The 18703-nt window shown below is 70.9% G+C and carries 15 protein-coding genes and 1 tRNA gene; 15 read left to right on the forward strand and 1 reads right to left on the reverse strand.

Translation table 11 applies throughout. From position 1 onward, the window contains the following. Positions 1-6918: a filamentous hemagglutinin N-terminal domain-containing protein gene (locus FJ108_00860; GenBank protein ID MBM4334449.1), complete on the forward strand. Its 6918-nt coding sequence runs from the start codon at positions 1-3 to the stop codon at positions 6916-6918. Positions 6919-6920: 2 nt separating this feature from the next. Here the strand turns inward: FJ108_00860 and bamD are convergent, their stop codons facing one another. Continuing rightward, positions 6921-7844, reverse strand: a complete 924-nt coding sequence (gene bamD / locus FJ108_00865; GenBank protein ID MBM4334450.1) for an outer membrane protein assembly factor BamD — start codon at positions 7842-7844, stop codon at positions 6921-6923. A 51-nt stretch (positions 7845-7895) separates the two neighbouring features. Between bamD and FJ108_00870 the strand changes: the two genes are divergently transcribed. The 14 genes from FJ108_00870 to mpl all read left to right on the forward strand — a co-directional run bounded on the left by FJ108_00870 (position 7896) and on the right by mpl (position 18702). After that, a complete protein-coding gene (locus tag FJ108_00870; GenBank protein ID MBM4334451.1) occupies positions 7896-8171 on the forward strand; it encodes a hypothetical protein in 276 nt (91 codons plus the stop codon). Further along, on the forward strand, positions 8164-8817 hold the full coding sequence (locus FJ108_00875; protein MBM4334452.1) for a CDP-alcohol phosphatidyltransferase family protein: 654 nt from the start codon (positions 8164-8166) through the stop codon (positions 8815-8817). The genes FJ108_00870 and FJ108_00875 overlap by 8 nt, the downstream gene beginning before the upstream one ends. A gap of 89 nt (positions 8818-8906) precedes the next feature. Beyond that, positions 8907-10013, forward strand: a complete 1107-nt coding sequence (locus FJ108_00880) for a 4-(cytidine 5'-diphospho)-2-C-methyl-D-erythritol kinase (protein MBM4334453.1) — start codon at positions 8907-8909, stop codon at positions 10011-10013. Then, a tRNA-Gln gene (locus FJ108_00885) sits at positions 10004-10078 on the forward strand. The genes FJ108_00880 and FJ108_00885 overlap by 10 nt, the downstream gene beginning before the upstream one ends. A 26-nt stretch (positions 10079-10104) precedes the next feature. Continuing rightward, positions 10105-11055 carry a ribose-phosphate pyrophosphokinase gene (locus FJ108_00890; GenBank protein ID MBM4334454.1) on the forward strand — a complete coding sequence of 317 codons (951 nt, stop codon included), beginning with the start codon at positions 10105-10107 and terminating at the stop codon, positions 11053-11055. 21 nt (positions 11056-11076) lie between these two features. Further along, positions 11077-11748 carry a 50S ribosomal protein L25 gene (locus tag FJ108_00895; GenBank protein MBM4334455.1) on the forward strand — a complete coding sequence of 224 codons (672 nt, stop codon included), beginning with the start codon at positions 11077-11079 and terminating at the stop codon, positions 11746-11748. Between the two features lie 20 nt (positions 11749-11768). Further along, positions 11769-12371 (forward strand): aminoacyl-tRNA hydrolase, encoded by a 603-nt coding sequence (locus FJ108_00900; protein MBM4334456.1) that lies wholly within the window; start codon positions 11769-11771, stop codon positions 12369-12371. A 69-nt stretch (positions 12372-12440) separates the two neighbouring features. Further along, positions 12441-12920 (forward strand): 30S ribosomal protein S6, encoded by a 480-nt coding sequence (gene rpsF / locus FJ108_00905; protein MBM4334457.1) that lies wholly within the window; start codon positions 12441-12443, stop codon positions 12918-12920. A gap of 6 nt (positions 12921-12926) precedes the next feature. Then, positions 12927-13202, forward strand: a complete 276-nt coding sequence (rpsR, locus tag FJ108_00910; GenBank protein MBM4334458.1) for a 30S ribosomal protein S18 — start codon at positions 12927-12929, stop codon at positions 13200-13202. A gap of 10 nt (positions 13203-13212) precedes the next feature. Beyond that, the gene (locus FJ108_00915) at positions 13213-13746 is read left to right on the forward strand and encodes a 50S ribosomal protein L9 (GenBank protein ID MBM4334459.1); all 534 of its coding nucleotides are present in this window, start codon (positions 13213-13215) and stop codon (positions 13744-13746) included. 70 nt (positions 13747-13816) lie between these two features. Beyond that, positions 13817-15217 carry a replicative DNA helicase gene (gene dnaB, locus FJ108_00920; protein ID MBM4334460.1) on the forward strand — a complete coding sequence of 467 codons (1401 nt, stop codon included), beginning with the start codon at positions 13817-13819 and terminating at the stop codon, positions 15215-15217. Then, entirely contained in the window at positions 15160-16155 is a 996-nt protein-coding gene (locus FJ108_00925; protein MBM4334461.1) for an LD-carboxypeptidase, read from the forward strand. The genes dnaB and FJ108_00925 overlap by 58 nt, the downstream gene beginning before the upstream one ends. Then, positions 15804-17282 carry a serine hydrolase gene (locus FJ108_00930; protein ID MBM4334462.1) on the forward strand — a complete coding sequence of 493 codons (1479 nt, stop codon included), beginning with the start codon at positions 15804-15806 and terminating at the stop codon, positions 17280-17282. The genes FJ108_00925 and FJ108_00930 overlap by 352 nt, the downstream gene beginning before the upstream one ends. Then, positions 17272-18702 (forward strand): UDP-N-acetylmuramate:L-alanyl-gamma-D-glutamyl-meso-diaminopimelate ligase, encoded by a 1431-nt coding sequence (gene mpl, locus FJ108_00935; protein ID MBM4334463.1) that lies wholly within the window; start codon positions 17272-17274, stop codon positions 18700-18702. The genes FJ108_00930 and mpl overlap by 11 nt, the downstream gene beginning before the upstream one ends. Position 18703: the final 1 nt, after the last annotated feature.

The following is an 18703-nucleotide window of genomic DNA, read 5'->3' on the forward strand; positions in this document are numbered from 1 at the left end:
ATGAAGACCCTGCGAACGCTCCCCGGACTGATCGCGCGCGACGCGCTGGTCTCCTTTCTGGTCGCGGCGATCGCGGCCGGGCCCGCGGCGCTTCCCGCGCTCGCCGGTCCGCGCGGTGAGTCGGTGCGGCGTGGCGACGTCTCGATCGACCACGTGGAGGGGAGCACCAACTGGGTGATCCACGCCTCCGACGGCAGCATCATCCAGTACGACAGCTTCGACATCGCGCTCGGCGAGGCGGTGCAGTTCATCCAGACGCGGAACGGCGTCGTGAACGACGACGCGCGTGTGCTGAACCGCATCCTCGGCGACGCACCCACGCGGATCGAGGGCTCGCTCACCGGGAACGGCCACATCTACATCGTGAACCCCGCCGGCGTGTTCTTCGCCGACGGCGCCGTGGTGAACGCCAACGCGATCCACGCCGCGGGCGGCCGCCTGTCCGACGCCGACTTCGCGAGCGGGGTCGACCATTACACCGGTGTGTACGGCGACGTGGGGAACGCCGGCGAGATCGCCGCTTCGGCCGTCAGCCTGGTCGGAGCGCAGGTCACGAACTCCGGGCGGATCATCGCCGAGGCCGGCTGGATCGTGATGGCCGCCGGCAACGACGTGCTGATCGGTCGCGACGACGGCGGCCGAGGGTACCTGCTTCGCGTCGAGGGCGCGGCCAGCTCGGTCTTCGACCAGAACGCGACGGGCGTGTCGAATACGGGCGAGATCTCCGCAGGAGCCGACGGCACGGTCCGCGTCGGCGCGGGCGATCTCTACGGCACGGCGATCTTCAGCAACCAGGCGATCCGCGCGCGCGAGATCGCGCTCGCGGCCGGCAATCGCGGCGACGTCGCGCTTGCCGGCGCGGTCGAGGCGGAGAAGCTCGACGTTTCGTTCCGCGGAGCGACGCCGGGCGAGCTGCGCAGCGCGGCGGCCGCGGGCGAGACCACGACCGTTCGCGCCGACGAGCTCCGGCTCTCCGCGAGCGGCTCGGGCGCGCAGGTCACCGTCGGCGACGGCCTTGCGTTTCGCAGCCGAGACGACGCCGCGCAGGGTCCGGGCAAGGTCACGCTCCAGCAGTCGGCGTCGCTCGCGAGCTCTCGGCTCGCCGCGCTCGATCTCGGCGCCAGCGCGGGACGCGAGATCACGCTCTTCTCGACCGGAAGCAGCGTGGTCATCGACGACAAGGCCGTCGTCGCGGATAGCCACCTTGCGCTGACCGGCACGACCTCCGAGATCCGCGGCACGGACGCGCTCCAGGTCAGGTCGCTCGCGGTGACCGGCAACGCCAGCTCGCAGGGCGACCTCGTCGCGAGCGAGGGCGACATCGCGGTGAGCGGAAACCTCCAGCTCGTCACCAAGCCGGTGGAGACGGGAGACCCCGAGCCCGAGACGCTCGTCTCGGCCCACCAGGGCACGCTGGACGTGAACGGAAACGTGAGCACGAGCGCCGGCGGCCGGCTCCGGCTCGAGGCGCGCGACGTCGCGATCGGCGGCACCGCCGCCGACGGCACTCCGCTGGCGGGCGCGATCACCTCGCGCGGCGCCGTCCAGATCGGCTTTGCCGACGCTGGCGTGGAGCAGACGCAGACGGTTCGCGTCAATTCCATCGACACGCGCGGCGCGAGCGGCGCCGAGGGCGGGAACGTCGCGGTGGCGGCGAGCGGCGACGTGACGATCGGCGCGATCGCGACCAGCGGCGGCGCGGCGAGCTCGTCGTCGCGACCTCCGCTGGACGGCGGCTCGGTGTCGGTCCGCACGGGCGCAGCCGCAACGCTCGAGATCGGCTCCGTCGCGACCGGCGGCGGCAGCGATGTGGAGAAGGGCACGATCGACCTCTCGGCGGGAACCGTCCGGCTCTCAGGGCCGCTCGACGCGACCGGCGGCTCGATCTCGAACGCGGACGGCGCGCGCGATCGCGCGGTTCAGGTACAGGGAGACATCCGGCTCGCCGCGAACTCGCTCAGCATCGCGGGCGGCGACGTCCACCTCGACGGCGCGATCTCCGGAGCAGAGGTCGTTCCCGCGACGGACCCGCCCACGACGCGCCGGGTCGATCTCCGCATCGCCGCGAGCGGAGAGACGCGCCTCGGCTCGAGCGCCGACCTGCGGTCGCTGTCGATCTCGAGCACGGGCGACTCGGTCGTGCTCGGCGGAGACGTCGTCGCGGACCGCTCCATCGCCATCGCCTTCGAGGGGTCGGGCACGGGAACGGTCTCGAACGCCGGCACCGACGTCGCACTCCACACCAACCGCGTGGAGCTCGCAGCTTCCGATTCGAGCCAGACGGACGGCCGCACGGCGCAGATCGTGCTCGGCGAGGGCGTGCACCTCGACCTCGAGGCGATCACCGGAACCGCTCCGGCGCCCGCGACGCTCGTGCTCGATCAGGATGGCGCAATCGACAGCGCCGCCGTCTCGCGTCTGGCGGATGCCGCCTCGGGCGTGACCGATCTGGCGCTCTCGCTGCGCTCGAACGACGCCGTCTCGCTCGACGCCGCCTCGCGAGCCGATCTGGCGGGTCTCTCCGGCATCGACCTCGCGATCGTCGCGCGGAGCTTCAGCGCGCTCGGCGCGACGCAGACCGCCAGCGACTTCACGCTCTCCTCGTTGGATCTTACGACGCGGGATGCGCTCGACGTCGACTTCGGCGTGACCGCGGAGAGCGTGAGCCTGGCCGGCGGCGCCAGCGGAACGGGCGACCTCCTGCTTCGCTCGGAGCTTCGCGCCGACACGATCCGCCTGCTCGCCGGCGACGGCGCGGGCGGCGCGGGGGCGGCGTCCAAGATCGAGATCGCGGCCGGAGGCAGCTTGCGGAGCCGCTCGGACGCGAGCGCTCAGCCGACGCGCGTCGATCTGATCCAGGACGCCGCGCTCGACAGCGCCGCTCTTCCGGACGCCGATGTATTCGGGGCCGCGGGCGTCGCAGGCCTCGACTACCGGCTCCAGTCTCGCGACGGGGCGATCAGCCTCTCCGCGGGCAGCTCGGCCAAGTTCACCGGCAGCCGACTCGATCTGCGCGGTCAGACGGGCATCGATCTCGGGGCCGAGCCGCTCTCGCTCGCCTCGCTCACGGCCGAAACTCCCGCCGGACTCGTGGTGGGCGCGCGTATCGACGCCGACGAGAAGATCCGCCTGCGTGCGGGCTCGGACGGAACCGGCGACCTCGAGATCGGCGCGCGCCTGGCTTCGGACGAGATCGAGCTCGTGGCGGGCTCCGGCAACGGCACCGATCTGTCGGCCAGGGTTCTGCTCTCGGAAGGCGCGCGCTTCTCGGCGGCTTCGAGCGACGCCGCGCCGGGCAGCTTCACGCTCGAGCAGGACGCGGCGATCGGCGCGACGAGCGCGGGCGTGCCGAACACGGCGCTCCCCGGCCTCGCGGTCTTCGGCGGCAGCGTCGCCGGGATGGACTACGCGCTGCGCTCGAAGGGCGCGAGCGTGCGAATCGACGACACCTCTGTCGTGGCGGGCTCGAATCTCGCGCTCGCGGGCGATACGGGCGTCGACATCAACGGCAACCTCGACGTGGCCGGGCTCGAGCTCGAGACCGCCGCGAATCTCTCGGGAAGCGTCGCGAGCTCGGGCGACGTCACGATTCGCGGCCCGCTCTCGCTCGACGGAACGGGCGCTCAGAGCCTCTCGGCGGGAGCGGGCGTTCTCGGCGCCACCGGCGCGATCTCGAAGCAGGGCGCCGGGGCGCTCGCGCTTTCCGGACGGCAGGTCAGCGTCTCTACGGTCACGACCGGGCGAACCGGCGACTCACTCTCGATCACCGCCAGCGAGGGAGTCACGACCGGCGCGCTCAACGCGTCGGGCTCGCTCGGCATGGACGGCGGCGACGTCTCGATCGACGGCGGCACCGGGTCGGTCGTGATCGCCAGCGTCACGACCCGCGGTGCGAGCGGACCGGTGTCGACCACGGCTCCGACCGACGGACGCGACGGCGGCGATGTCGCGGTTTCGGGCGCGACGATCGCGATCGGCAGCGTGGACAGCCGCGGCGGCGACGCGAGCGCGATCGCGACGGGCACGACCGAGATCACGCGGCAAGGCGGCGACGCGGGCGCGATCACGCTTTCCGCGGGCCAGATCACCCTGACCTCGGGTCTCGACGCCAGCGGCGGCGCGGGGGCCGCGAGCTCCCCGAGTCTGGTTGCCGGGCTGGCCGGTGACTCGGCGGACGTGCTCGTGGATGGCGCGCTTCGTCTCGGAGCGAACGCGACGACCGGCATCGTGAACTCGATCCGCGGTGACCACGTGGCGGTGACCGGCGCGGTGAGCCGCGCGGACGGCCGCGCCGCGGGCGAGACGGCGCTCGTCGTCGCCGCAAAGCGCGGGATCTCCTTCGGCGGAGACCTCTCGGCGGGCCGGATCGACCTCGAGCTCGCCAGCGGAAATCTCGAGCTCGCGGCGGGCGGAGTGGGCCAGATCTCGGCGGACACGATCCGGCTTTCGGCGAGCGACGGAAACGGCGGCAGCACGACCGGCGAGGTGATGCTCACGGGCCTGCTGCTCGCGAACGAGGCCGGAGACGCGGCGCCGAAGTCGTTCACGCTCGATCAGGATCGCTCGATCGGCGGCGCGTCCGGCTCGGCCGTGCCGGACGGCGGGCTGTTCCTGGGCGGCTCGATCAGCGGCGCCGGCCACTCGGTCGCGCTGATCTCGCACGACGGCGAGGTCGCGCTGGGTCCGAGCGAGGTCGCGACGTTCGCCGGCACGAGCCTCACCCTGGCCGCGAACGGTCTGGCGGGAAGCACGGGCTACGCGGTCCGCGTCGACGGCTCGGGCCTCGACCTCGCCTCGCTCGCGATCGGCAGCGACGTGAACGGCGTGCGCGTCGACGGCGACGCGCGCATCGACGGCGATCTGGTCGTGGGCAGCTCCGGATTCCTCTCGTACGCCGACGTCGACGTCGTGGGCGGCGCGGTGATCGGCGGACCCGCGCGATTCCTCGGCACGGGTGACCAGGTGCTGCGCGTCGGCGCGGGCGAGACCCTCGAGCTCGGCGGCGCGCTCACGTCGAAGAGCACCGACGGCAAGCTCACCCTCGACGCGGACCGGATCGAGCTGACGGCGAGCGGCGCGCAGACGATCGAGAGTCGCTTCGGAAAGCTCGAGATCGGCTCTGCGGCAGGCACCGGTCTGGTGCGCGGCAGCTTCGACGCCTCGGGCGCGCCGGATCCGGCGAGCGCGCGCTCCGATCTCACCCTGCGCGGCTCCGCGGTGGACGGAACCGGACCTGCGATCACCGTGCACGGCACGCGAACGCTCGGCGACGGTCGCAGCTACGCGCTCGCGCTCGCCAACGGCGACCTGCTCGTCGACGCGCGCGCGATCGCGTCGGAGACGAACGCGACGCCCGGTCCCGCGACGTGGGCGGCGGACGGCGACGTGCTCGCGTACGGAGACGTCGACCTGAAGGGCCGCGGAGTGCTGGCCGGCGGCGCGGCGGACTACGCGATCACGGCGCGGCGCTTCGGGACTTCTGCGACGAGCTTGCGAGGCGGCGTGCTGCGAATCGGCGGCATCGCCAGCGTCGACGGGAATCTCGCGCTGCGCGCCGATGGCGACGCTCCGACCGCGCTGGCCCCCGACCCGAGCGCCGTCTTCCTCGGCGGCGAGTTCGATCTGGCGCACGACCTGGTGGTCTCTGGAACGACGGAGACGAGCGCCGACTCGGGGATTCGCGCGGCTGGCGACGTGGTCTTCGAGTCGCTTGTCCGCGGCACCGGTGATCTCTCGGTCGAGAGCGAGGGCCGCATCGACCTGCGGAGCGACGTCGCGCTCAGCGGATCCGATTTCGCGGCCTTGGGCGCGGAGGGGATCGCGTTCTCCTCGACGCAGCCGCTCCAGACGATCTCGGCGGGGAGCGTCTCGTTCGGGTCCGGGAATACGGCGCCCGCGGGCGCTCCGATCCTCCTGTACCGAGACGGCGACCTCGCGCTGCAGGCCACGTCGGGCAACGTGGAGTTCGGCGCTGGCCAACGCCTGATCGTGGCGGGCGACCTGGATGTCTCCGCGGCCAAGAAGGCCACGCTCGCGGATGCGGCAGCGCTCGACATCGACGTGCGCGCGCAGGAGATCCAGGTCCGCGGTCGGTCGGTCGTCGTCGCCAACGAGATCCACCTCTCGAATCGCCCCAGCGCTCGCGGCGGCAGAGGCGGGACGATCGCCGCTCCCACGCGCGAGCTGATCCGCGGCGACGTCTCCAACGAGGAAGTGCTGCTGCGTCAGATCGCGAACGGTTACGTCGAGCTCAGCCAGGCCGACCTCGCGGCCGGGATCTTCCCGACCGTGACCGGCCCGGCGTACTTCGACTACGGGCGGGAGACGCCGATCCTCGGCCGCCCGGCCGCGATCGCCCGCCCGCGCGCGGATGTCGCGCGCCTCGCGCTCGCGGAGGACGCGCGTCCGCTCTGGGCCGACGAGCTGCTCGTCTATCTCGATGCGCGCTCTCGCCGCGCGCCGAGCGAGCGGGAGCAGGGCGCACTTCCGCCCGTGAGCGCCGGGCCGACCGCGACGACGTCGGATGCGGACCTCGCGCAGACGAGCCCCGCCGTGGAGGCCGCAATCGCGCCGTACCGCGCGCTGTTCCGCCCATCGGCGGACGTCGATCCCGAGACAGGCATCGTGCAGGAGAGGGACCGAGCTCCCGAGATCCGGGCCGCCTTCGAGCGCGCCGTCGGCGTCGCGACGGGCGGTCGGACTGGCGCGAAGGCGACGGCGGCCGAGGTCGCAAGCGCGCTCGAGCGCGATCCGAGTCTCTCCGACGCTCGCGCCTACCGCAGCGACCTCGCGGCCCTCGTGGCGCAGGCGAACCGCGTGCTCGACGCGAATCAGCGCGCTCGCTTCCGCGGGCTGCTGCTGGCGCGGGTCACGCCGGCTGGAATCGAGCCGGCCGAGTTCGACGCGCTGATCCCCTAGAGTTACTCGATCCTGGGACAGGACGGATTCGGATCCGTGACGCAGCTCTTGGGCAGCACGCGCGGGCCGTAGAGTGGAAGGTGCGCGAGCTGGTCGAGCTCGAACTCTGCTCGGTCCCGGACCTCTTCGTCGGGCCCGAGCTCGAGCGCGCGCCGCAGCGTGCCCTCGGCCTCGCCGTGGAGACGCAGGCGCGAGAGCGAGACGCCGAGCATCACCATCGTGCGCGCGCGGTCTCGGTGACCCGGGTAGCTGGTGAGAGCCAGGCGATAGCGCCGCGCCGCGGCGTGATAGTCGTGCTGAGAGTAGTAGAAGTCGGCGATGTCGATGATCTGCTGCGCGAGCCGACCCTCCGCCTCGGCCAGGCGAACTCGCGCATCGGGAGCCATCTCGGAGCTCGGAAAGCGCTCGAGCAGCGCGCGAAACTGCGCCGCCGCCTCGCGCGTCGGCGCCTGATCGCGATCCGCCGCGCGCATCTGGTTGTACGAGCACAGGCCGTTGCGGTACAGCGCATAGGCGACCTTCGCGTGATTCGGGTGCAGCTCGACGAAGTCGTGGTAGTAGCTCGAGGCCTCTTCGTAGTTCTCGCGATCGAAGTGGATGTCTGCGATCGCGAGCTCGGAGAGCAGCGAGTATTCGCTGTAGGGGTAGTTGTCGATCACCTCCTGGAAGGACTCGATCGCCTTGGGGTAGTCGACGTCGCGGAAGAACAGGAACGAGCGCTGCCCCTCCAGGATCTTCTGGCCTCGCTGGTAGTACGATTCGGCGGACGGAAGCTCCTCTTCGGGCGGCGCAGTTGCGCAGGCGCAAAGAAGGGCGATCGTCAGGACCACGATCGCCCGCGACGCCTTCTCGAGCCCGCCGGGTCGGGGCTCGCGGGCTTCTGTAAGTGTCCGGTTTTTCACGGATTTTGCACAGTAAGCGGCGATCCGAGCGCTGTCAACGCCGGATCCCGCGCGAACTCGAGAAGAGGACCCACGATGTCAGCCGAGAATCCGAGCAGCGACCTGCGCATGGTCGAGCGAGAGCAGCGAAGACAGGGAACGGCGACGCGCAGCGCAGCCCCCGACCAGAAGGGCCTGGCCGATCTGGCCGCACAGGTCGCGACTCCGACGGCGGAGGAGCTCGAGAAGCTGCGCGCCGAGCTGATCAGCGAAGGCGAGGCCAGGAATCGCCGCATCGAGCGATTCGTGCGCGAGGGTCCGCTGAAGCCGGTGCCGCGAATCGTGGTCCCGGTCTCGGAGAACGATCTCTAGCGCCGGAGACGGCCTCGTGATCAAGGAACGCCTCGGATCGGACGTCGACGCGGTCGTGTACCGCCTGTTTCCGTTCGTGCGCTCGCTGCGCATACACCCCGACACCCTCACGCTGACGGGCGCGCTGGTCTCGCTCGCAGCGGCGTGGGCGCTCGCGGAGGAGCAGCGATTCGGCGCGGGTCTGCTGCTCATGGTCGCGGGCTTCTTCGATCTGGTCGACGGTGTGGTGGCGCGGCAGCAGGGGCTCTCGTCGAGCGCGGGCGCGTTCTTCGACTCGTCGATCGACCGGCTCTCCGACCTCGTGATCTTCGGCGGAATCGCCGTCGCGCGCGCATCGGCGGGCGACACGGGTGGAACCGTGCTGGTGATGTGGGCGATCACGGCGACCGTGATGACGAGCTACACGCGCGCATCCGCCGAGAAGCGCCTGCACACGCTGAAGGTCGGCGTGATGGAGCGCGGCGAGCGGTTCGGCGTGCTGATCGTCGGGGCGCTCTCGGGCTTCTTGCTCACGGCGGTCTTCGCGATCGCGGTCGGGGCGACGATCACGGCTCTGCAGCGGGTGCGTGAGGGGCGCCGGCTGCTGCGCGAGCTCGACGCGACCGGCGTCGATCCGACCCGCGAGGAGGTGGCCAGTGGCGGGTGAACAGGGCGGACCGCGCGGATTCAAGCTGGTGGACGACGCGGGCGAGGCGGCGCTTGCGGAGATGAGCTTCGGGACGCTGGTGATCTCGCTTGCGAGCAGCGCGCTGGTTCACCTCGGCGTCGCGCCCGAGCCGGGTACCGCGAACCCGGGCCCGCCCGACCTTCCGCTCGCGCGTCAGACGATCGACATCCTCGAGGTGCTCAAGCGCAAGACGCGCGGGAACCTCGACGCCGACGAGGAGGCGCTCCTCGAGCAGACGCTTCACGACCTGCACATGCGATTTCTCGCTGCGAGGCGGAGCTAGCGCGAAGGTGATCGAGCGCCTCGCGCCCGCGAAGCTGAATCTGGGTCTTTCGGTCCTGCGCCGCCGCGAGGACGGCTACCACGAGATCGAGACGATCTTCCTGCCGCTCCGGCTCGCGGATCGACTCGTGGTCCGACGCGGGGCTGCGGGAAGCGGGATCCGGCTCGCGATCAGCGGCGCCGAGCTGCCGGCGGATCGCGAGAACCTGGTCCATCGTGCGGCGGCGCGCGCCTGCGCCGAGCTCGGCGTGCGTGCGGATCTCGAGATCGAGCTCGAAAAGCGCGTTCCGATCGCGGCCGGGCTCGGCGGAGGCTCGTCCGACGCCGCGGCCACCCTGCTCGCGCTCGAGGCGCTCTTCGGGCAGACGCTCGGCGAGGCGCTGCGCAGCCGGGTGGCGCTCTCGCTCGGGGCCGACGTCCCGTTCTTTCTCGACCCGAGGCCTGCGCTGGGGCGCGGGGTCGGGGAGCGCCTCGAGACCCTGGACGGCGTGCCCGAGATGTCCTGGGTGCTGGTGGCGTTCCCGTTCCCGATCTCGACGGCGCAGGCCTACGCCGAGGCCACTCGTGAATTGACGCTCCCGCGCGTCCCGACTAGTATCGGCGCGCTTCTGGGGCCCGCCGGCCTGCTCGCATCTCCTCGCAACGACCTCGAAGCGACCGCTTTGCGGCGCCATCCGGAGATCCGAGAGGCGCAGCGGGCGCTCGAGAGGGCCGGCGCGCTCGCGACCGGCATGACCGGAAGCGGGCCGACGGTGTTCGGGCGTTTTCCGAACGACCACGCGGCGCAGCAGGCAGCCGTTCGAATCGAGGTACCGGCGGGAGCGAGGACGATCGCAACGAGTTCGCCCGGCAGCGCCTCCGCCGAATCCAAGGGGAATCGGGCTGGGGCGTAGCCAAGCGGTAAGGCAGCGGCCTTTGGAGCCGCGCATCGGAGGTTCGAATCCTCCCGCCCCAACCAAGTAGAGAATCGAGCGAGAACCCACGATGGCCAGCAACATCACGAAGATCTTCACGGGCAACGCGAGCCCCGCGCTGGCGGGCGCAATCTGCGAGCACCTCGACCTCGAGCTCGGACGCGTAGAGGTCGGCACGTTCGCGGACGGCGAGACGTCGGTCGACATCGGCGAGAACGTGCGCGGAATGGACGTCTTCGTGATCCAGTCCACCTGCGCGCCCGCGAACACGAACCTGATGGAGCTCCTGATCCTGCTCGACGCGCTGCGCCGCTCGTCGGTCCGCAGGGTCACGGCGGTGATTCCGTACTACGGCTACGCCCGCCAGGATCGGAAGGTGAAGCCGCGCACGCCGATCACCGCGAAGCTGGTCGCCGATCTGATCTCCACCGCGGGTGCCGAGCGGGTGCTCTGTCTCGACCTGCACGCCGGCCAGATCCAGGGCTTCTTCAACATCCCGGTCGACAACATCTACGGCATGCCGGTCCTGTTGCAGCAGATCCGCACGCTCGTGCCGCCGAGCGACGAGGTCGTCGTGGTCTCGCCGGACGCGGGCGGAGTCGAGCGCGCGCGCGCCTTCGCCAAGCGCCTCGATGCGACCATCGCGATCGGCGACAAGCGGCGCGAGCGCAAGGACATCGCCGAGGTCACGCGAATCGTCGGCGACGTCGACGGCAAGACCGCCGTGATCGTCGACGACATCGTCAGCACCGGCGGCTCGATCGTGCAGACCGCGGAGGCGCTGCGCGAGGCGGGCGCGAAGAGCGTGCTGGCCGCGATCACCCACCCGGTGCTCGCCGGCGAGGCGGTCAAGCGCATCGAGGAATCCTGCATCGAGCGCTTCATCACGACCGATACCATCCCGGTGAAGCAGGCGGTGCGCGACAGCGAGAAGTTCGTGATCACGACCGTGGCGCATCTCCTCGGCGAGGCGATCCGGCGCATCCACAATGAAGAGTCCGTGAGCTCGCTCTTCGTCTGAGCTCCCGCGGAGGAAATCGAAATGGCGATCGAAAGACTCGAGCTCGAGGTGAGCCTGCGCGACGGGCGCGGCAAGAGCGTCACGCGCAAGCTTCGCGCCGCGGGCCAGGTCCCCGCCGTCGTCTACGGAAGCGGCATCTCGCCGACGGCGATCTGTGTCGAGAGCCTCGCGCTCGCGAAGGTCCTGCGCGGCGGCGCAAACGCCCTCGTCGATCTGAAGGGCGCCAAGGCGATCGAGGGCAAGCCGGTGCTGGTGAAGGAGATCCAGCGCGATCCCCTGTCGCGGCGGGTGGTCCACTGCGACCTCTACGCCGTGAACCTGCAGGCGCGGCTCGACGTCGAGATCCCGATCCACTTCGTCGGCGTGCCGCGCGGCGTCGCGCTCGACGGCGGCGTGCTCGAGCCGCTGCTGCGCACGCTCGAGGTCTCCTGCATGCCGCTGGCGATTCCGGAGTCGATCGATGTCGACGTCTCGGATCTCGGCATCGGCGACGCGATCCACGTGCGCGACATCACGTTCCCGGCCGACGTCGTCAGCAAGACCGATCGCGACCTGACGGTCACGCACGTCGTCGCGCCGAGGCTCGAGGAGGTCGCTGCACCGGTCGCTGTCGAGGGCGCGGCGGTCGAGGGCGAGGCCGCACCGGCCGCGGGCGCCGCGCCGGCCGCGGGCGCGGCGAAGTCCGGGGAGTAGCGCGGGGCGCGGGCTCGCAGATGCTGCTCTTCGTCGGACTCGGAAATCCCGGGCCCCGCTACGCCGAGACCCCGCACAACGCCGGATTCGCGGTCTGCGATCGCCTGATCGCGAAGCACCGCTTCCCGGCGGCGGCCGAGAAGTTCCAGGGCCTGTTCACCCGCGGCAAGCTCTCGGGTCGGGAGGTCGGCATCCTGAAGCCACAGACCTTCATGAATCTCTCCGGCCAGTCGGTTTCCTCCGCGCTGCGCTACCTGCCGGTCGAGCCTCCGGACCTGGTGGTCGTGTTCGACGAGATGGACATCCCCGGCGGCAAGCTGCGGCTTCGCCGCTCCGGCGGGCACGGGGGCCACAACGGCCTGCGCTCGATCATCGAGCAGCTCGGCTCTTCCGACTTCCCGCGGATCCGCGTCGGGATCGGCCGCCCGCCCGCGGGCCGCGAGCCGACCGGCCACCTGCTCTCGAAGGTCCACGCGGACGATCGCCAGCGCTACTCGGCCACGATCGATCTCGCGGTCGACGCGCTCGAGATGGTGGCGAGCCAGGGATTCGAGGCGGCGATGAACCACTTCAACGGGCTTCCGGCGGTCGGGCCGCTGGCGTCGCCGGACGCCCCGGTCTAGACTGCGCCGGCCGAACGGAACCTTCCTTGGTCCTGGCAGCGCCAGGGCCCGAAGCCACGAGGAGAGGACGTGCGAGAGTACGAGTTTGTCTACGTGATCCAGCCCGACGCGACTCCGGAGCGCGAGGCCGAGATCCACCAGCGCATCGATCAGGTCGTCGCCGACCAGAACGGGCGCTTCCTGCTTCGCGACGACTGGGGCAAGCGCCGGCTCGCCTACGAGATCAAGAAGTTCCAGAAGGGCCATTACTTCCAGGTGAACTTTCTCGGCAGCGGCAAGGAGATCGGCGAGATCGAGCGGCTCATGCGGATCGACGCCGACGTGCTCCGCTACCTCTCGGTGCTCGCCGACGAAGAGGTCACCGACATCGAGACCCGCGTGGTCGAGGCGGCCAAACAGGCCGCCGAGCAGGCCCAGCGGCGCGCGGAGCGCGAAGCCGAGCGGGTGGCGCGCGAGGAGCGCGACAAGGAGCGCGAGCGCGGCGCTCCGGTGGGCGACGACGACGAGGACGAGCCGCGCTTCCGGGCCGACGACGAGGACGAGGAGTAGACGATCATGGTCGACGTCATTGCCAAGAGGCCGGCCAAGAAGCGACGCCGCGCCGGGCGCAAGATGTTCTCGCGCCACAAGGTGTGCCGCTTCTGCGCGGACAAAGAGATCGACATCGATTACAAGGACGCGAAGACGCTGCGCATCTTCCTGACCGAGCGCTGCAAGATCATTCCCCGCCGGATCAGCGGAAACTGCGCCCGGCACCAGCGCCGCCTGACCACGGCCGTCAAGCGCGCCCGGCATCTCGCGCTCGTTCCGTACACGACGGCGCACGTCTAGGGAGATCGCGATGGCGACGATCGAGGTGATTCTGACCGAGGACATCCACCGGCTCGGCAACGCCGGTGACGTCGTGCGCGTGAAGGCCGGCTTCGGGCGCAACTATCTGCTCCCGCAGGGGAAGGCCATGCTGGCCACGGCCTCGCGCGTGAAGCAGGTCGAGCACCAGCGCCGCGTGATCGACGAGCTGCAGAAGAAGGCGGTCGCCGGATTCCAGGACCTGGCGCGGCGCGTGGCTGCGGTCGGGATGACCTTCGAGATGCAGGCGAGCCCGGAGGGCAAGCTCTTCGGCTCGGTCACGAACGCGGACATCGCGGCGCGACTGGCCGCGGGCGGTGTCGAGATCGAGCGCCGCAAGATCGTGATCGCGGAGCCGATCAAGAGCGTCGGCGACCATGCGGTCGTGGTCCGGCTCCACCGCGAGGTGCAGACGCCGATCGTGGTGAAGGTGGTGGCCGCGAGCCACGCGGCCGCCGAGAGCGCAGAGGCCGAGCCCGAGGGAATGGAGACCGAAGAGCGGCGGGATTTCGACGACGAGGGCTGATCCGCTCGTGTAGTATCCAAGGCGACTTCCGGCGAGGTAGGGGGGCCACTTGCCGAGATCCGCAGAGCCAATTCGCGCGATCCCGACCGACCATGACGCCGAGAAGGCCGTGCTCGGCGCGATCCTGCTCGACGGCGATGCGCTGTTCAAGGTCGCGGATCGCCTGGAGCCCGCCGCCTTCGACCTGCCTCGACACCGAATCGTGTACGAGGCCCTGCGCGACCTGGCGGCGAAGGGCCAGGGCGTGACGCTGATCACGCTGCGCGCCGCGCTCGAGGAGCGCGGGGTGCTCGAGCAGGCCGGCGGAGCTGCATTCCTCTCGCACCTGCTAGACGCCGTGCCGACGGCCGCGCACGTCGAGCACCACGCCGAGATCGTGCACCAGAAGTCGACCGCGCGCGCGCTGATCCGCACCTGCGAGCGGATCGCCGCGCGCGGCTACGACGCGCAGGAGAGCGTCGCGCTTCTGCTCGAGGAGGCCGAGCGCGAGGTGCTCTCGATCGCGATGCACGGCGTGCACAAGGGCTTCACCTCCATGAAGGAGGAGATGCAGAGCACGTTCGAGTACATCGAGCGGGTCCAGTCGGGCCAGATCGTCGGCGTGCGCACCGGCTTCGAGGACTTCGACGTGCTCACCGGCGGGCTGAACGGCGGAGACCTGGCGATCCTCGCCGCGCGCCCGAGCATGGGCAAGACGGCGCTCGCGCTGAACATCGCCCGAAACCACGCGATCGACTTCAACGGCTGCGTCGCGTTCTTCTCGCTCGAGATGACCAAACGCGAGCTCGTGCTTCGGCTTCTGCTCGGCGAGGCGCAGGTCGACAACAGCCGCTTCCGCAGCGGCGTGCTCTCCGACAAGGACTGGCGCCGGCTCACCCAGGCCGCGAGCGTGCTCGAGGGCGCGCGCATCATGTTCGACGACAGCATGGCGGTCACCGTCGGCGATCTGGCGGCGAAGGCGCGCCGGCTCGACCGCGAGCAGAAGCTCTCGCTGCTCGTGATCGACTACATCCAGCTCGTCTCCGGCCGCGGCGACGGCGAGCGCCGCGAGCAGCAGGTGGCCGACATCAGCCGCTCGCTGAAGCTGCTCGCCAAGGATCTCGACATCCCGGTGATCGCGCTCTCGCAGCTGAACCGCGGCCCCGAGAACCGCCCCGACAAGCGGCCCCAGCTGGGCGACCTGCGCGAGTCGGGCGCGATCGAGCAGGACGCGGACATCGTCATGTTCGTGTATCGCGACGAGGTCTACGATTCCGAGAGCCCCGACGCCGGCAAGGCCGAGCTGATCATCTCGAAGCAGCGCAACGGTCCGACCGGAATGGTGAAGCTGCACTTCGACAAGGAGCACGGGCGTTTCCGTTCGCTCTCGCACCGAACCGATTCGCCGCCGCCGTCGGCGGGCTTCGACTCCGGATCGGCCGACGTCTGGGGGCCGTCCGCGGGCCGCGGAGAAGTGGAGCCGCCGTTCTGACGCGCGGCCGCGCTCCGCTCCGGCTGGTGAAACCTCGGGCGCTGCGGCCCGGCGCCGCGATCGGCGTCTGCGCGCCGGCCGGACCCGTGAATCCCGAAGTCCTCGACGCCTGTCTCGCCTGGCTCTCCGAGCAGGGGCATCCGATCGTGCTCGGCAAGCACCTGCGCGCGCGCGCCGGCTATCTCGCCGGGGGCGATGCCGAGCGCCTGGAGGATCTGCTCGCGCTGGTCCGGGACCCGAACGTCGCGGTGATCCTCTGCGCGCGCGGCGGGTACGGCGTCGGCCGCATCCTGCGCGGCGTTCCGCCGCTCGAGCTTCGCGAGGCGCGCAAGCTCGTGGTCGGCTACAGCGACGCGACGCTTCTGCTCTCGTTCCTGCACCGCTGCGCCGGGCTCGCCTCTCTGCACGGCCCCATGCTCGAGCGCGAAGACGTCACGCCTGCGGCGCGCGCGCGCGAGCTCGCGCTGATGCGAGGCGAGCCCGCGGGCCTGGCCGCGCTCACCGGCCGACCCGTTCGCGAGGGCGTGGTCGAGGCCCCGCTCGTCGGTGGGAACCTGAAGCTCCTGCAGGCGAGCATCGGCACGGAGTGGCAGGTCGACCTTCGCGGCGCGGTGCTCTTCCTCGAAGAGGTCTCCGAGGCGCCGTACTCGCTCGACCGCGCGCTGGTTCACCTGCGCGAGGCGGGCGTGCTCGACGGCGTGCGCGGCGTCGCGCTGGGTCAGCTCGTGCGCTGCGAATCGGAGCGTTACCCTGGCGCGTCGGCGGGCGAGACCGTGCGCGAGATCCTGTCGAGCAGCATCGACGGCCCGATCGTCGAGGATCTTCCGTTCGGCCACGTCGCGGACAACCACGCGCTCGGCGTGGGAGTGCGCTGTCGCCTGGACGGAGCTCGCGGCGAGCTCGCGCTCCTGGAACCCGTGGTGGAGGTCGATTCTTGAAGCTCGCCGAGGTGAAGCGGCGGCTCGGCAGGGTCGAGCGCGCGATCGAGAAGGCGATCGAGGCCGGCGAGCTGCCGGGCGCGGTCGTGATGGCACAGATGGGCGAGGAGCTCTCGTTCCACCACGCCACGGGCGCGGCAACGCTCGCGCCGGAGCGCATCGAGGCGCGCCTCGCCACCATCTACGACCTGGCGTCGCTCACCAAGGTCATGGCGACGACGGCGGCCATGATGCTGCACGTCGCGGAGCGCAAGGTCGACCTGGACGCCCCCGTCGCGAGCTACCTGCCGTCGTTCGCCGAGCGCGACAAGGAGAAGATCAGCGTCCGCCACCTGCTCACGCACAGCTCCGGTCTGCGGCCCTGGCGCGCGTACCACGCGGACCTGCGCGAGCGCGACCTGCGGCGCGGCGAGCACGTGGTCGGCACGCAGGCCGGCAAGGCCGAGATCACCAATCGCGTCCTGCGCAGCGCACCCGTGCACGAGCCGGGCGAGGCGTCGGTCTACGGTGATCTCGACTTCATTGCGCTCGGCGCGCTCGTCGAAGCGCTCGCGGGCGAGGCGCTCGACGCCTTCTGCCAGCGCCGCATCTACGGCCCGCTGGGGCTTTCCGACACGCACTTCAACCGGCTTCCCTTCACGGGCGAGCGCGCGCGCTACGCCGCCACCGAGCAGTGTAGCTTCCGCGAGCGCGTGCTCTGGGGGGAGGTGCACGATCCGAACGCCTGGGCGATGGGCGGCGTGGCTGGCCACGCGGGGCTCTTCTCCAGCGCCGGCGAGGTGCTGCGCTTCGGCCAGGAGATGCTCGCGGCCGACCGCGGCGAGAGCGCGATCTTCCCCGCCGAGGTCGCGCGCGAGTTCTTCCGCCGCCAGGAGATCGCGCCGGGTAGCGACTGGGCGCTCGGCTGGGATACCCCGACGCGCGGTCACTCGACCTCGGGCGAGCACTTCTCCTCTCGCTCGATCGGGCACACCGGATTCACCGGCACGAGCCTGTGGATCGACCTCGAGCGCGGGATGGTGATCGTGTTCCTGTCCAACCGCATCCACCTGGTCGCCAAGCGCAGCCGCTTCGAGCTGCGCCCGCAGGTGCACGACCTGATCTGGGAGGCGTTCCTTGCGGCCTGAGATCCCCTCGATCGAGAGCATCCGGCACGTGCATCTGGTCGCGATCTGCGGCACGGCGATGGGGTCGCTCGCCTGCATGCTGGTCGACCGGGGCTTTCGCGTCACCGGAAGCGACACCGACGCGTACCCGCCGATGAGCGATCAGCTGCGCGCGGCCGGGATCGAAGTGCAGAAGGGCTTCGCGCCCGAGCACGTGCTCTCGGACCGCCCGGACCTGGTGGTGATCGGCAACGCCGTGCGGCGCGAGAACCCCGAGGCGCGCGCCGCGATCGACTCTGGCCTTCCGTACGTCTCGTTCTGCGACGCGATCCACCACTTCTTCCTGCGCGGCAAGCACAGCGTGGTGATCACGGGCACGCACGGGAAGACCACGACCACGAGCATCGTGGCCTGGATGCTGACCCACGCGGGGCGCGACCCCTCGGCGCTGATCGGCGGCGTGTTCGCGAATTTCGGCGGCAGCTTCCGGCTCGGCGAGGGGCGCGAGTTCGTGATCGAGGGCGACGAGTACGACACGGCGTTCTTCGACAAGACGCCGAAGTTCCTGCACTACGACGCGCGCACGTTGCTCGTGACATCGGTCGAGTTCGACCACGCCGACATCTACGCGTCGCTCGAGCAGATCCAGGACGCCTTCCGCGCGCTGGTCGCGCAGGTTCCCTCCGACGGCGTGATCATCGCCGCGAGCGACGCCGACTCCGTCCGCGAGGTGCTCGCCGGCGCAAGAGCGAGAGTCGAGAGCTACGGATTCCGCGACGGCGCCGTCTGGCGCGTCTCGGACGTCGCGTTCGATCCCGAGGGCACGCAGTTCACCGTCTGGCGCCGCGACGAGCGCGTCGCGCGCGTGCGAATGCCGATGCACGGCCGCCACAACGTCGAGAACGTGCTCGGCGCGATCGCGGTCTGCGCGAATCTGGGCCTCGAGCCGGAGCTCGCCGCGCGCGCGATGACCGAGTTCCGCGGCGTGAAGCGCCGGCAGGAGCTCCGCGGCGAGGCCGCCGGAATGGCCGTGATCGACGACTTCGCGCACCACCCGACGGCGGTTCGCGAGACGATCGCGGCGATCCGCTCGCGCTATCCCGACCGCAAGCTCTGGGCGATCCTCGAGCCGCGCACGAACACGAGCCGCCGCCGCTTCTTCGAGAGCGACTTCGCCGACGCGCTCGCGACCGCCGACGAGGTGATCCTCGCCGGCGTGTTCCGCTCCGACGCGCTCGCCGAGGACGAGCGCATGCGCCCCGAGAAGGTGATCGAGCGCATCCGCGCCGCCGGCAAGCCCGCCAGCTACCAGGCCGAGGTCGACGAGATCATCGAGCACCTGGTCCGGAAGCGGACCGGCCGTGACGTCGCGCTCGTGATGTCCAACGGCGGCTTCGGCGGAATCTGGGAGCGACTGCTCGCGCGGCTGCGGCAGGGCTAGC

Source organism: Deltaproteobacteria bacterium (genome assembly GCA_016875225.1).
In the GTDB taxonomy this organism is placed as follows: Bacteria; Myxococcota_A; UBA9160; order SZUA-336; family SZUA-336; genus VGRW01.